The organism is Herbaspirillum rubrisubalbicans (assembly GCF_003719195.1).
GTDB lineage: Bacteria > Pseudomonadota > Gammaproteobacteria > Burkholderiales > Burkholderiaceae_D > Herbaspirillum > Herbaspirillum rubrisubalbicans.
The window spans coordinates 763,329-778,489 of record NZ_CP024996.1; the positions used below are offsets into that span (position 1 = coordinate 763,329).

11 protein-coding genes are annotated in these 15,161 nt (G+C 62.4%); 10 read left to right on the top strand and 1 reads right to left on the bottom strand.

Features of this window, described 5'->3' with window-relative positions:
• Positions 1 to 5: 5 nt before the first annotated feature.
• On the bottom strand, positions 6 to 1,037 hold the full coding sequence (locus tag RC54_RS03470; protein ID WP_058894260.1) for an aminoglycoside phosphotransferase family protein: 1,032 nt from the start codon (positions 1,035 to 1,037) through the stop codon (positions 6 to 8).
• A gap of 97 nt (positions 1,038 to 1,134) precedes the next feature.
• Here RC54_RS03470 and RC54_RS03475 point away from each other — a divergent pair, with 97 nt between their 5' ends.
• The 10 genes from RC54_RS03475 to RC54_RS03520 all read left to right on the top strand — a co-directional run bounded on the left by RC54_RS03475 (position 1,135) and on the right by RC54_RS03520 (position 15,140).
• Positions 1,135 to 3,417 carry an LPS-assembly protein LptD gene (locus RC54_RS03475; RefSeq protein WP_061789311.1) on the top strand — a complete coding sequence of 761 codons (2,283 nt, stop codon included), beginning with the start codon at positions 1,135 to 1,137 and terminating at the stop codon, positions 3,415 to 3,417.
• Positions 3,418 to 3,442: 25 nt separating this feature from the next.
• On the top strand, positions 3,443 to 4,945 hold the full coding sequence (locus tag RC54_RS03480; RefSeq protein WP_061789310.1) for a peptidylprolyl isomerase: 1,503 nt from the start codon (positions 3,443 to 3,445) through the stop codon (positions 4,943 to 4,945).
• A gap of 375 nt (positions 4,946 to 5,320) precedes the next feature.
• Positions 5,321 to 6,343, top strand: coding sequence for a 4-hydroxythreonine-4-phosphate dehydrogenase PdxA (pdxA, locus tag RC54_RS03485; protein ID WP_174526083.1), 1,023 nt, complete (start codon positions 5,321 to 5,323; stop codon positions 6,341 to 6,343).
• Between the two features lie 29 nt (positions 6,344 to 6,372).
• Entirely contained in the window at positions 6,373 to 7,155 is a 783-nt protein-coding gene (gene rsmA / locus RC54_RS03490) for a 16S rRNA (adenine(1518)-N(6)/adenine(1519)-N(6))-dimethyltransferase RsmA (protein WP_061789308.1), read from the top strand.
• 146 nt (positions 7,156 to 7,301) lie between these two features.
• Positions 7,302 to 7,676, top strand: coding sequence for a hypothetical protein (locus RC54_RS03495; RefSeq protein WP_017451469.1), 375 nt, complete (start codon positions 7,302 to 7,304; stop codon positions 7,674 to 7,676).
• A gap of 270 nt (positions 7,677 to 7,946) precedes the next feature.
• The gene (locus RC54_RS03500; protein WP_058894265.1) at positions 7,947 to 9,542 is read left to right on the top strand and encodes a sensor domain-containing phosphodiesterase; all 1,596 of its coding nucleotides are present in this window, start codon (positions 7,947 to 7,949) and stop codon (positions 9,540 to 9,542) included.
• Positions 9,543 to 9,642: 100 nt separating this feature from the next.
• Positions 9,643 to 10,047, top strand: a complete 405-nt coding sequence (gene gloA, locus RC54_RS03505) for a lactoylglutathione lyase (RefSeq protein WP_061789319.1) — start codon at positions 9,643 to 9,645, stop codon at positions 10,045 to 10,047.
• Between the two features lie 242 nt (positions 10,048 to 10,289).
• Positions 10,290 to 11,408, top strand: a complete 1,119-nt coding sequence (locus RC54_RS03510; protein WP_061789307.1) for a sterol desaturase family protein — start codon at positions 10,290 to 10,292, stop codon at positions 11,406 to 11,408.
• A gap of 88 nt (positions 11,409 to 11,496) precedes the next feature.
• Positions 11,497 to 12,780 carry a chloride channel protein gene (locus tag RC54_RS03515; protein WP_026051990.1) on the top strand — a complete coding sequence of 428 codons (1,284 nt, stop codon included), beginning with the start codon at positions 11,497 to 11,499 and terminating at the stop codon, positions 12,778 to 12,780.
• Positions 12,781 to 13,028: 248 nt separating this feature from the next.
• Positions 13,029 to 15,140: a TonB-dependent receptor gene (locus tag RC54_RS03520; protein WP_061789306.1), complete on the top strand. Its 2,112-nt coding sequence runs from the start codon at positions 13,029 to 13,031 to the stop codon at positions 15,138 to 15,140.
• Positions 15,141 to 15,161: the final 21 nt, after the last annotated feature.

Consider the following 15,161-nt stretch of genomic DNA (forward strand, 5'->3'; position numbering starts at 1 on the left):
GCGCCTCAGAAGGTATAGCCGAACTTGGGTGCGTGTTCCTGCTCCAGCTTTTCGATCAGGCGCACCAGAGGCGTGAAGGCCACGTAGCGGCGCGCGGTCTTGAGGGTGTATTCCATCACCAGCGGGATGTCCTTGAGGTAGCCATCCTTGCCGTCGCGGTGCCACAGGCGGGCGAAGATGCCCAGCACCTTGAGGTGGCGCTGCAGGCCCATCCATTCGAAGTCGCGGTAGAAGCTGTCGATGTCGGGCGTGACCGGCAGGCCGGCGCGGCGCGCCTTTTCCCAGTAGCGGATGGCCCAGTCCAGCACCATTTCCTCATCCCACTGGATGTAGGCGTCGCGCAGCAGCGAGACCAGGTCGTAGGTGATGGGGCCGTAGACCGCATCCTGGAAGTCGAGAATGCCGGGGTTGCCCTTGGGCAGCACCATCAGGTTGCGCGAATGGTAGTCGCGGTGCACGTAGACCTGCGGCTGGGCCAGGTTGTTGGCCAGGATGGCATCGAAGGTCTTGTCCAGCACCGCGTTCTGCTCGGCGGTCAGGGTCACGCCCAGGTGCTTGCCGATATACCACTCGCGGAACAGCTCCAGCTCGCGCAGCAGCAGGGCGCGGTCGTATTCGGGCAGGGCTGCGGGCTTGCTTTGCGCTTGTAAAAGTACCAGGGCTTCAATCGCATCCATGTATAGTGCGTGCGCGCTGTCGGCCGATAGTTGCGACAGGTAGGTGGTCGAACCCAGGTCGGAGAGCAGCAGGAAGCCGCGCTCGGTGTCCTGCGCCAGCACCTTCGGCACGGTCACCCCGGTCTCGCCGAAGAGGCCGGCTACCTTCACGAAGGGGCGCACGTCCTCCTGCGGGGGCGGCGCGTCCATCACGATGGCGCTGCCGCCATCGGGTGTATCTACCCGGAAATAGCGGCGGAAGCTGGCGTCGGCCGAGGCTGGACGCAGGGTGGAGGACAGCACCGGGGTAGCGGCCAGGGTGGTCAGCCAGGCTTGCAGTTCGGACAGGCGGAGATCGGGGGTGGAACCAGGTGAAGACATGAACTATCTGAGGAAATCGTTGGACGTGGTTGAGTTCCCATATAATAAGGGATTCAACCCAAAAAATCCGCCTGCACGGTATCTAGCCTCTCTTTTCATGATCCGGTTTTCCAAGTCTTTAACTGAACGTACTGTCAACTGGCGGCTGGCGCGTCTGTTCTCTTCGGCAATGGTGGTGGCCTCGGCCTCGGCCCTGTTGCCGCTGTCGGTGCACGCGCAGATGACCTTGCCTGCTGCGGCGCCTGCGCCTGTGCCCGCACAGGACCAGGATGCCCCCGTCAACGTCAGTGCCGAGCAGATGACCGGCCGTCCTGACCGCCAGGTCGATCTGGATCGCGACGTGGAATTGGTCAAGGGCGCCACCACCATCAAGTCCGATAAGGCCCAATACCGCATCATCCAGGATGAAGTGGAGGCTACCGGCCACGTCTGGATGCAGCGCCTGCAAGACCAGTACACCGGCGACTTCGCCGAGATGAACATGGGGACCGGTGCCGGCTACGTGACCAACCCGACCTACTTGCTGGGCAAGAGCGGTGGCCGCGGCCATGCCAAGCGCATCGATTTCCTCTCCGATGACCAAGCCAAGGTGACTCAAGGTACTTACAGTACCTGTGAGGCACCGGACCCGGACTGGTATCTGCGCTCCAATACGATGGACCTGGACAGCGGCCGCGATGTCGGCACCATGCACGGCGGCCTGCTGTATTTCAAGGACGTGCCCATCCTGGGCTCGCCCTGGATGTCCTTCCCGCTGTCGGGCGAGCGCAAGTCGGGCGTGCTGCCGCCCACCATCGGCATGACCTCCACTGGGGGGGGCGAGGTGGCCGTCCCGTATTATTTCAACCTGGCGCCCAACTATGATCTGACGCTGGTGCCCAAGTACATTGCCCGTCGGGGCCTGCAACTGGGCGCCGAGACGCGCTACATGGGCGACGGCTACAGCGGCGTGACCAATGTGGAAGGCATCCAGGACCGTGTGACTGGTACCGGGCGCTATTCGTTGTCCTCGATCCACAACCAGACCCTGGCACCGGGCTTGCAGCTGGCGTGGAACTTGAACAAGGCTTCCGACAACGACTATCCGTCCGACTTCTCGCATTCCATCACTGCCAGTACACAGCGCCTGCTTCCGCGCAATGTGACATTGTCCTACGGCAGTACCTATTGGAGTGTGGTCGGTATAGTTTCCAAGTACCAGCTTCTGCAGGACGTCAATGCGCCCATCAGCAAACCTTATGACCGTGTCCCGGAGATCACCTTTACTGGCACCCGCTATGATATCGGTGGCTTCGATTTCAACACGGTGGCTGACTTCACCCGTTTTGCCAATGGCAGCCTGATCAGCGGCGATCGCGCCTATGTGACCCAGACGGTCTCCTATCCTATCGTGCGCCCGGGTTACTTCATCACGCCCAAGGTGATCCTGGATGCCACCAGCTACAACCTCAACAACGTCGCGGTGGGCCAGCCCACCAATCTCACGCGCACGGTGCCGACCTTCTCGCTGGATTCAGGCCTGATCTTCGAACGCGAATCCACCCTGCTTGGCCGCAGCATGACGCAGACGCTGGAGCCGCGCCTGTTCTACGTGCGCACGCCGTTCCGCGACCAGTCGCAGTTCCCGGTGTTCGATTCGGGCCTGGCTGACTTCAATTTTGCGCAGATCTTCACCGAAAACCGTTTCGTCGGTCACGATCGCATCAGCGACGCCAACCAGCTCACCGCTGCCGTGACTTCACGTCTGATCGAGGAAAACGGCCTGGAGCGCCTGCGTGCGGCCATCGGTCAGCGTTACTATTTCTCCGATCCGCAAGTCAGCATTGCCGGCACCACCAGCACCGACCTGGGCAGCAAGTCCGACCTGCTGCTGTCCTTGGGCGGGCAGATCACCAGGGAGTTCTCCACCGACAATACGGTGCAGTACAGCGAGACGCTGCGCCAGATGGTGCGTTCCACCTTCGGCATCCGCTGGCAGCCGGCGCCCAAGCGCGTGCTGAACCTGCAATACCGTCTGGACCGTACCTACATCAATCCCTACACCGGCTTGCTCGATCCGCTCAGGCAGGTCGACGTCTCGGGTCAATGGCCGATCACCCAGCGTATCTACGCCGTGGGCCGCATGAACTACTCGATTCCGGACCGCACCGTGGCCGAAGGCCTGGCCGGTTTTGAATACAAGGCGGATTGCTGGGTGTTCCGGGTAGTGGCGCAACGTATTCCCACGTCTTCCACCAAGGCATCCACGGGCTTCTTCATCCAGCTTGAACTCAACGGCTTCTCCAAGATCGGTTCCAATCCCCTGGAGGCGATCAAGAGCAGCGTGCCCGGTTACCAGAACGTGAACCTGCCGGATTCTATGCCCGGTGACAACTTCTAACCTTTTTCGAACCAACGATTAGTCCATGCGTAATATGCGTACACCACTCCTCGCCACAACCAAAACAGTGACCGCGCTGCTGTGCACGCTGGGCTTGATCAGCAATGCGTATGCGCAGTTCGCCACCACCATCATCCCGGTGACCCCGCCGGAGACCGCCGGCAGCACACAATCTGCACCTGCCAAGGGGGCAGCCAAGGCAACCAGGCCGGCGGCCAGCAAGCCGGCTTCACCGGTGGCGACCACCCCGGCTACGCCTGCGGCCACCGCGGCCAGTACCCGGGTCGAGCCGCGTCCGGTCGATTCCATCATGGTGGTGGTCAACAACGAAGTGATCACCCGCCAGGAAGTGGCCGAACGCCTGGCCAGCGTGGAAAAGCGCATGGCCGCGCAGAACGTGCAATTGCCGCCGCGGTCGCAACTGGTCCACCAGCTGGTCGAGCGCATGATCGTCGAGCGCGCCCAGGCGCAGATGGCCAAGGAAAACGGCATCGTGGTCGACGACGCCATGCTGGACCGTGCCATGCAGCGCATCGCCGAGCAGAACAAGCTGTCGCTGCCCGAATTCCGTTCTCGCCTGGAAGCCGAGGGCATGAACTACGCCAGCTTCCGCGAAGAGATCCGCCGCGAAATCCTCAGCCAGCGCCTGCGCGAGCGTGAGGTGGACAACAAGGTGGTGGTCACCGAATCCGAGATCGACAACTATCTGGCCGCCCAGGCCAATGCCGGTGGCCAGCGCCAGGAACTGGACATCGCCCAGATCCTGATCCGCGTGCCCGAAAATGCCACCCCTGAGCAACTGGCTGCGCGCCGTGAGCGCGCCGAAGATGTCCTGCGCCAGTTGAAGACCGGTGCCGATTTCACCAAGACCGCCGCCGCCTACTCCGATTCCAGCGACGCCCTCACCGGTGGCGACCTCGGCTGGCGTCCGGTCGACCGCCTGCCGCAACTGTTCGTGGATGGCGTGGCCAAGCTGCAGGATGGCCAGGTCAGCGGCCTGTTGAAGAGCGGCAATGGCTTCCACATCCTCAAGCTGGTGGGCCGCCGTACCGCAGACGGCAGCCAGGCAGCCGCGCCGGCCGTGCAGCAGACGCACGTGCGCCATATCCTCATCAAGGTCAACCAGGTGGTCACCGCTGCCGAAGCCAAGCGCAAGCTGCTTGAGCTCAAGGAGCGCCTGGACCATGGTTCGGCCACCTTCGAGGAACTGGCCAAGCTGTATTCCAATGACCTGTCGGCCTCCAAGGGCGGCGACCTCGGCTGGATCTACCCGGGCGACACCGTCCCCGAGTTCGAGCGCGCCATGGACCAGTTGAAGCCGGGCGAAGTCAGCCAGCCCATCGAAACCCCGTTCGGTTACCACCTGATCCAAGTGATCGAGCGCAAGACCGATGATGCCTCCAAGGAACGTGCCCGCCAGGCTGCGCGCCAGGCCATCCGCGATCGCAAGATCGAGGAGGCCACCGAGGACTGGCTGCGCCAGATCCGCGACCGTGCCTACGTCGAGTACCGCAACGACGATTATTGATGTACCGGCAGGGGAGGCCGCAGTTCCTCCCCCTCCCGCGCAAGAGGCCGGCCTAGGGCCTGTTCCCATTCAATCTGCGAGATGCGTTGCCCCCAGAAGGCGTGGTGGCAAGGCGCGCGTCAGGGCTGGTGGTGGTTCCACCAGCCCTGACGTGCAACGCGGCCAGCGCGCCTTCTGGGGGCAACCCTCCGGGAGAGGCCGCCAAGCGTCGCCTGCCGTTGTTGCAGCTCCTTGCCGTAGCACCGCTACGACGCGTCGCTGCGCCTAGGCAGTCAACGCTTGGCGACCTCTCGCACTCGCAGATTGAATGGGAACAGGCCCTAGTCGCCGGCTCTTGCATTTTTGAGGCCCGCCATCGTCATGAATGAAAACGCCATGAACCGACCCATCCTCGCCCTGACCTGCGGCGAACCGGCAGGCATCGGCCCGGAAATCTCCCTGCGTGCGGCCTGGGCGCTGCGTCACGAAGCGCGTTGCATCCTGCTGGGCGACGCCGCACTGCTGGCGCAGACCGCCTACGATATCGATGCCCAGATGCGGGTGGCGGCGCTTTCGCTCCAGGCCTGGCGCAACAGCGGCCTGCCGCATTTCCCGCTGGACTGCCTGACCGTCATCGATTGCCCGGTGGCAGAACCGGTGCGCCCGGGCGTGCTGGATTCCCGCAACGGCCGCGCCGTGCTGCAGACCCTGGATGTGGCCGTGCAAGGGGCGCTGGACGGCGCCTTTGCCGCCATCGTCACCGCGCCTCTGCAAAAGAGCACGATCAACGACGCCGGCGTGGCCTTCACCGGCCATACCGAATACCTGGCCGAAGCGACCCGCACTCCGCAAGTGGTGATGATGCTGGCCGGTGGTGATGCGCCCTACCTGCGGGTGGCCCTGGCCACCACCCACCTGGCCTTGAAGGACGTGCCGGCGGCCATCACCGCCGACAGTCTGGCCCGCACGCTGGACATTCTGCAGGCCGACCTGCGCGGCAAGTTCGGCATTGCCCGCCCGCGCATCCTGGTCACCGGCCTCAATCCCCATGCCGGGGAAAATGGCTATCTCGGCCGTGAGGAAATCGAGGTCATCACGCCCGCCCTGGAAGCGGCGCGCGCGCGCGGTATTGATGCGCGCGGACCGTACCCGGCCGATACCCTGTTCCAGCCCAAGTATCTGGAGCAAGCCGATTGCGTACTGGCCATGTACCACGACCAGGGCTTGCCGGTGCTCAAGTTCGCCAGCTTCGGCCACGGCATCAACATCACCCTGGGCCTGCCCATCATCCGCACCTCGGTCGACCACGGCACGGCGCTCGACCTGGCTGCCGCCGGTCTGGGGCAGGCTGACCACGGCAGCATGGTGGCGGCCATCCGCGCTGCCACCGACATGGCGCGCCGCCAGGCCGGCACCTGAACGCTCCGCAAGAACCCACTGGAATTCCCATGAAACACATCCCCCGCAAGCGCTTCGGCCAGAACTTCCTCACCGACGACGTGGTGCTGCATGACATCATCAGCTCCATCGCCCCTGCGGCCGACGACGCCATGGTCGAGATCGGCCCTGGCCTGGCAGCGATGACCGAACTGCTGCTGGAACAGGCGCGCCACCTGCACGTGGTGGAACTGGACCGCGACCTGGTGGAGCGCCTCAAGAAGCGCTTCGATCCCACTCGCCTGACCGTGCATTCGGCCGATGCCCTCAAGTTCGACTTTGCCAGCATCCCGGTGCCGGCAGGGCGCAAGCTGCGGGTGGTCGGCAACCTGCCCTACAATATTTCCAGCCCCTTGTTGTTCCATCTGGCCGAGATCGCCCCGCAGGTGCAGGATCAGCATTTCATGCTGCAAAAGGAAGTGGTGGAGCGCATGGTGGCCGAGCCGGGCAGCAAGGTCTATGGTCGCCTGTCGGTGATGCTGCAATGGCGCTATGACATGGAATTGCTGTTCGTGGTGCCGCCCACTGCCTTCGATCCGCCGCCCAAGGTCGATTCGGCCATCGTGCGCATGATCCCGCTGGCCCAGCCCATGGCCTGCGAGCAGGCGCTGCTGGAAAAGGTGGTAACCCAGGCCTTCTCCCAGCGCCGCAAGGTGATTCGCAATTGCCTGGCCGGCCTGTTTTCCGAGGAGGAACTGCGCCAGGCCGGCGTGGATCCCCAAGCCCGTCCCGAAACGCTGCCGGTGCAACAGTTCGTCGCCCTGGCCCAGTTGCTGGCTGCGCGCGCGGCCTGAACGCCACGCTGTTGCAGACTATTACAGGCGCGCCGGCAGCCGTAAGAACTGTAACGAAGTTTCATATTCCGTAGTTTTAAGCTGAACCTGTCTTATATTGGAATCGTGCCGCGACAGATCGCGGACTTATTTGACAGGAGCCAATCATGGCCAGCAAAAAAATCGCAACGGTATTGATCGCCACCACTCTTCTCGCTTCGGCCGCCGTGGTCAGCACGCCTGCCATGGCACATGACCGGGGCGGTGACGGGGTCGCCATCGCCGCCGGCATCATCGGTGCCGTCGCGATCGGTTCGCTCATTGCCAACGCCAATCCTGCACCGGTCTACCAAGCCCCGCCGCAACAGGTCTACTACCAGGCGCCGCAGCCGGTGTACTACCAGCCACCGCAACAGGTGATCTACGAGCAACCACGCTACTACGCCCCGCCGCCGCCGCGTCCGGTGCGCTACGTGGAACGCACCGAAGTACGTACCTATCGCTACGACGACCGTCCGGATTATTACTACTACGGCCGTTGAGCATCGGCTAGCGGGCCATCCTGCCGGCCCGGCCTTATCCAGGCAGGACATCCACGGCGCAAGCCATCTTGAGGAAAAGCGGGCAACCACCAGGTTGCCCGTTTTTTTTGCATGTTTTGACGAGCACGCGGGTTAGCACCATGAATTTGTCAAGAAAGCACGACATAATGAAGACGGTATTGGTATTTTGTCAGCATAATATGCCGTATCGGCGCGACATCATGTCATATGTCCGGTACCTTCCCATGAACAACCCGACGGAGCGCGCAGGTGAGAGCCCCCATCGCCGCAGACGATATCAGGACTGCCTTGGACGCCGGCCATCTGTGGCCGGCGCTGCAGCCCTTGATCCATCTGCGCACGGGACGTATTGCCGGCTTCGAGATGCTGGCGCGCTGGAGCTGTCCTCAGCGCGGCGTGGTCTCCCCGGTCGATTTCATTACCGTGGCCGAGGATGCGGGCTTGCTCGATACCCTGCTGCTCCAGCTGCTCGACACCGTGGCCGACAGCCTGCGCCACTGGCCTGCCGACCTGCGTCTGGCCATCAATCTCTCTCCGCGCCAGTTCCTCGACACCAGCCTCCTGGAGCGGCTCTCCACGGTGATGCACGCGCATGGCCTGCCACTGTCGCGCCTGCAGTTGGAGATCACCGAAAGCTCGCTGGTCCAGGACCACGAGCGCACCCTGCAGACTATCCGGGCCGCGCGACAGGCCGGTGCCAGCCTGTCGCTGGATGACTTCGGTACCGGCTACTCCAGCCTGACCCGCCTGCAGTCCTATCCCTTCGATGAAATCAAGATTGACGCCAGCTTCGTGCGCACCATGGACCAGGATCCGGACAGTTTTCGCATCGTACTGGCGGTGGCCGGCTTGGGCCAGAGCCTGAAGATGCACGTGGTGGCCGAAGGCGTCGAGACTTCCCATCATGCCCACCTGTTGAAGCGCATGGGCTGTGAATTCGGCCAGGGTTTTCACCTCGGCCGTCCGGCCCCCTTGGCCGAGGCCGCGCGCTTGATCGAGCAGCAAGGCGTATGGCAGCGTCACAGCGCCGGCATTGATACTTCCCCCTTCCAGCGCTGGCATCAGCTCGATTCGCTCTACCGTAGTGCCCCGGTCGGCTTGTGCTTCCTCGATCCGCTGCTGCGCGTGGTCAGCGCCAATGCCATGATGATCGACCTGCTCGGTGGCAATGCCGACAGCGAGCTGGAGGGTTCTCCCGTGATCCGACTGCTGGACCGCAGCGAACATCGGCCGTTGTTGCAGATGCTGGCGCAGGTGGTGGATGGTGCGTCTGCGGCACCGATGGAATTCTTCAATTCGCGTACCGGGCGCACTTCGCTGCTGGCTTTCCAACTGGTGCGCAGCGACCTTGGCGAATTGCTGGGCATCTCCGGTTCCGCCGTCGACATCACTGCCCGGGTGGCCGCCGAACGTACCGTGCGTGACAGTGAAGAACACTTCCATCGAGCCATTGATCTGAGTCCCAACATTCCCTGGGCTGCCGATGAACAGGGTGTGGTCGACTACATCGGTCCCACCTTCGAATGGCAGCCTGAACTCAATATCGTGCAGCGCCACCGGCAATGGGTGGCGTGCATCCCCGAGGACGATCGCCAGCGGGTCCGCCAGGAATGGCTCGATAACTTGCCCAGCGGCCGTCCCTTCAGCACCGAATTCCGCGTGCTTTGGCCCGATGGTCAGTGGCGCTGGATGCGCAGCCGGGCCTCGCCCCATGCCGATGCCGAGGGCCGCATTCTGCGCTGGTATGGCCTTATTGTCGATATCAGTGTCGAGCGCGCCTTGCAGCAACGCATCGCGCTGCTGGAGCAACAGCTCCAGCCATCGCGCGCAAGTGGCGACACCTGACCTGCACCTGGCCCACAGAGGCGCAGCCCTTCGGCGAGGTGGCGACAAATCAGAGATAATGGCGGCTTGCTTCACGTTAGCCATGAAAAGGAGTCGCCAAGTGAGAATGTTGCACACGATGCTGCGCGTGGGAAATCTGGACCGATCCATTGATTTCTATACCCAGGTGCTGGGCATGAAACTGCTGCGCAGGAATGACTATCCCGAGGGTAAATTCACGCTGGCCTTCGTCGGCTATGGAGAAGAGAGCGATCACACGGTCCTGGAGCTGACGCACAATTGGGATACGCCATCCTATGATCTCGGCTCCGGTTACGGCCATATCGCGATCGAAGTTGAAGACGCCTATCAGGCCTGTGAGGCGGTGAAAGCCAAGGGGGGCATCGTGACACGAGAAGCCGGCCCCATGAAACACGGCAAGACCGTCATTGCCTTTGTACAGGACCCTGACGGCTACAAAATTGAATTTATCCAGAAGAAAGAAAACTTCAGTTCTGCTGATTAAAAAAACCGGCAGATCGAATCGCCGCTTGTTGAAGTACCGCTGCTCGTACTGTACCGGAGAAGGCTTGCCACTCCAGGAGTGGCGGCGTTTCGGGTGGTGGGACATGGCGATGTCATCGAACACATCTGACGGTCCTCCACTGGTCATCCGTATTCCGCTGCCCATCACTTGCTACTGCTGCCTGGCAGCGTGACCACGCCTTCGCCCAACTTCGCCCCCCCGGGGGCTCCTATTCCACCGCTATGGAAAAGATCATCGTCTACGTCATCCCCGTCTTTCTATTGTTGATTGCGGTGGAGTTCGGCTATGGTTACCTGCGTCGGCGCAACACCTACCGCCTGGCCGATGCCCTGGCCAGCTTGTCGCAGGGCGTGATCAGTCAACTCGTGGCGCTGATCACCCAACTGTTCCAAATCGGGCTTTACACCTTGGTCTACCGCGTGTTCGCCATCTTCCCGGCGGCGCGTTTCTGGCATGGTGTACTGGGCTGGGCGTCGGCCATCCTGCTGTTCGATTTTTTCGATTACTGGCTACATCGCTTCGGCCACGAAAATGCGCTGGGCTGGGCGGCGCACGCTGTACACCACCAGAGCCAGGACTTCAACCTCTCCACTGCGCTACGCCAGGAAAGCACGGTGGTGCTGCTGGGCTGGGTGTTCTACTTACCCATGGCGATTCTGGGCGTGGAGCCCGAGCAGTTTGCCTTGGCCGGTCTGGTCGTGCTTGTCTACCAATTCTGGATCCACACCGAGCACGTCGGCAAGCTGGGCTGGTTCGATCGTGTGTTTTCCTCACCCTCCAACCACCGGGTGCACCACGCTGTGAATGACCAGTACCTGGACAAGAACTACGGCGGGATGCTGGTGATCTGGGATCGCATGTTCGGTACCTTTGCTGAGGAAAAGGAGCCGGTGGTCTATGGTACGCGCACGCCCCTCAACAGCTGGGATCCGCTATGGGCGATTTGTTCCGGCTACGCGCAGTTGCTGCAAAGCGCCGCGCAGATGCCACGCTGGCAGGACAAGCTGAAAATCTTTTTCAAGGCACCAGGCTGGCGCCCGGCCGGCATGGCGCCGTCACCGCAGTTTGACCTGGAGGCGGCACGCAAGCGCTATGATACGCAGCTGCCGCGCCTGGCGCAGTGGTTCTCGGGCCTGCAGTTCGTGGCCTTGCTGGCCGCGGCTGCGGCTCTGCTGTGGGTGGCCGATGAACAGCCCTACCTGCGCCTTCTGCTGATCAGCGCCGCTTTGCTGGCCGGCTTCTGGGCGCTGGGGGCCTTCATGGAACGTCGCCTGAGCGGTGCGATGATGCTGCTCATCGACGTCGCTGCCGCGGTCGTGGCGGCGTATGCATTGATGTGACGCGGCGCGCTTGCGCTGGCACATGCTTGACCGCGTTAACCTTGAATTCTTCCGCATCAGAACAACCGAACGACAGTAGGAACGCCAATTGAGTCTCTATCAACTATCCAAAAGCCACCTGCACCGTCTGTGGGTCGAATACGGCATCCTCTGGAGCGGTGCCATCATCGTCGGCTTGGTCGCGGTGCTGTATGCACAGGCCATCGAAATCGGCTTCGGAGTCTTCCGCAGCATCGAACACAAGCAGCCCTGGCTGCCCTTGCTGCTCACGCCGGCCGTCTGTGCCGCCTGCGTGTGGCTCACGCGCCGTTACTTTGCCGGCTCCGAAGGCAGCGGCATTCCGCAAGCCATCGCTACCCTGCATGGCGACACTGACGAACGCGGTAGCGCACTGCTGTCGATCCGAGTGATGGTGGGCAAGATCGTGCTGTCGATCGTGGCCATCGCTGGTGGCATGACCATCGGTCGCGAAGGACCGACCGTGCAGATCGGGGCGGCCATCATGTACAACCTGCGTCGCCTGTATCCGAGCGGATACGAGCATATGGAGCGGCGCCTGATCCTGGCCGGTGCCGCCGCAGGCCTGGCCGCAGCCTTCAATACGCCGCTGGCGGGGATCGTGTTCGCCATCGAAGAGCTCTCGCGCAGCTTCGAGCAGCGTGCCAGCGGCGTGGTGATCACCACCATCATCTTCGCTGGTCTGGTGGCCTTGTCCATCAATGGCAACTACACCTACTTCGGCTCCATCACGTTTCCCGGCGAAACCAGTAGTCGCCTGATCCTGGCCGTGGTGGTCACGGCCGTGCTGATGGGGGTGGCCGGCGGCTTGTTCTGCTGGCTCATCCTCAACCCCACGCGCTGGATCCCGGCACCGATCGTCACTCTGCGCGCAGAGCGCCCGGTGGCCTTTGCCGCCTTGTGTGGTTTCATCGTCGCGGTCATCGGCGTGGCCGCCGGCGGCGCTACCTTCGGCAGCGGCTATGAGCAAGCGCATGGCTTGCTCAACGATGGGCAGGGTCTGTCGGTGTTCTATCCCTTCCTCAAGTTCGCTTCCATGATCGGCTCTTACCTGCCGGGTCTGCCGGGCGGTATCTTTGCGCCTTCGCTGTCCATCGGCGCGGGTTTCGGCAACCTGCTGCACCTGCTCTTCGGTGGCACCTCGCTGCCCATGCTGGTGGCGTTGGCCATGGTCGGCTACCTGGCCGCAGTGACCCAGTCACCCATCACGGCCTTCGTGATCGTGATGGAAATGGTCGATGGCCATGCGCTGGTGATCTCGCTGATGGCCACCGCCCTGATCGCCTCGGCGGTGTCCAAGGTATTTGCACCGCCCCTGTATGAAACCCTGGCCGAGCGCTATCTGAAATCCTGATATCGACTGCCAGGTTTATCTGTTTTTACGCTACTGATATCGCTTTGAACGCTGCGTCAATTTGACGCAGCGTCCGCAACCCGCCTGTGGCGCGCCTCTGCCGCCATTTCCTCATCCTGCGCTGCTTAACGCGACAATATGTCGCATCTCCCCATCGGGGTGCCTGTCCATAATCGCGCCTGTCCCGTTGCACGCCTTGCGGCGGTGCATGCAGAGGGCATCGATAAAGACAACCACAGGGGATTTCCATGCAAATGACACCTTGCGCCTGCGCCATTGCGCTGGCGTTTACCGTGTGCAGCGATGTGCTGGCACGCACTGACGATGAGACACCACTGCCTGCTATCACGGTGAGCAGCGACAAGCCATCAGCGCTGCCGCCCAGTGCCGACAGCGCTGCGCTGCTCAACGACCAGCCCGGCTATGCCACGGCAGCCGGTGGTGGCGTATCAGCCTTGCCGGTCTTGAATGGCTTTGCCGCTGATCGCCTCAAGATCCGCCTGGATGGCATGGAAGTCACGGCCGCTTGCGGCAACCAGATGAATGCGCCGATGTCTTACATGCCGCCCGCCCAGGTCGGCATGACGCGCGTGATCGCCGGCATCACTCCGGTCAGCGTGGGCGGCGACAGCATCGGCGGCAGCATCGAATTGAGCTCGCCGGCGCCCCAGTTTGCCTCTGCCCCCGGTCAGTTGCTGACCAAGGGTGGCTTCGCGGTCTCGGCGCGTAGCGTCAATGCGGAAGTATCGGCCTCGCTCAATGCCACGGTGGCCAGCGACAGCCTCTCCGTGGCCTACGTGGCCAGCCAGTCGCGGGCCGAGAGTTACGTCAACGGCAATGGCGACAAGGTGCTCTCCAGTCTCTATCAGAGCAACAACCATGCGCTCACCGTGGCCGCACGCGGTGAGGGCCAGCAACTGGTCTTGAAGGTGGGGCAGCAATACATTCCTTACCAGGGCTTCCCTAACGAATACATGGACATGACGGGCAATCGTTCCACCTTTGCCAACCTGGGCTATGAGCGTCGTTTCGACTGGGGCAAACTGTTCGGCCGGCTGTACTGGCAGCGTACCGAGCACGAGATGGGTTTCTTCAGTGGCGAGCGCAGCGGCACCATGCCCATGCAAACGCAAGGCCGCGACCTCGGCTATACGCTGCGCGCCGATATCGACTTGGCCCCGGAAGGCCGCAGCGTGCTGCGTGTGGGGCATGAATACCACAGCTTCCACCTCGACGATGTCTGGCCGCCGGTGCCGGGCTCGATGATGATGGGCCCGCGCCCCTACCTGAACATCAACGATGGCAAGCGCGACCGTTTGGCGCTCTTCGCCGAATGGGAGCAGCAGCTTGATGCACGCTGGAGCACGCTGGTGGGCGTGCGCGATGAACTGGTCAAGAGTGATGCCGGCAATGTGCAGTCCTACGGCACCAACATGATGAACCAGCCCGATCTGAGGGCGGCCAATGCCTTCAATGCACGCGGCCACGCCAAGACCGATAACAACATTGACCTGACTGCACTGGCGCGATGGACGCCTGATGCCGGAAAGACCTACGAATTCGGCTACGCCCGCAAGACTCGTTCACCCAATCTCTACGAGCGCTACACCTGGGGCCGCGGGACCATGGCCATGACCATGACCAACTGGTTCGGTGACGGCAACGGTTACGTCGGCAATATCGATCTCAAGCGAGAGGTGGCGCATACCTTCTCCGGCAGCGCCGATTGGCATAGCCAAGACAGCGAGGGCGGCCAGCACCGTTGGTTCTTCAAGATGACGCCTTATTTCAGCTATGTCGAGAACTACATCGATGCGGATGTGATTGGTCGCTTCAATCCCTATAGCGTCAGCACGGCCTCCGCCAGGCTGCTGCAGTTTGCCAACCACGATGCCCGCCTCTATGGCATCAATGCCTCCTGGAAGTGGCCACTGTCGGTGGCTAGCGGGCTGGGTGAAGTTTCCTTCACCGGCAAGGCCGGTATCACCCGTGGCAAGCGGGTCGACGGCGGCAACCTGTACCACATGATGCCTTTTCATGTACTAGCGGCACTGGAGCACAAGCAAGGCCCCTGGACCCAGCGTGCTGAAATGAACTATGTGGCGCGCAAGAGCCAGGTGGATAGCAATCGGGTCGAGCCGGTGACGGCCAGCTACACCGTCTTCAACCTCAGGAGCAGCTATCGCTTCAATGCCGCCATCAGCGTGACGGCGGGCATCAGCAATCTGTTCAATCGCAATTATGCCGAGCCGCTGGGCGGGGTCTATCTGTCGGGCTTGGCCAGCAGCAGGAGCGGTAGCCTGCAAGCCTTGCCGGGCTATGGTCGTTCGCTGGATGTGGGAGTAAACGTGAGCTTCTGATCGAAGAGGGGCAGGATAGCG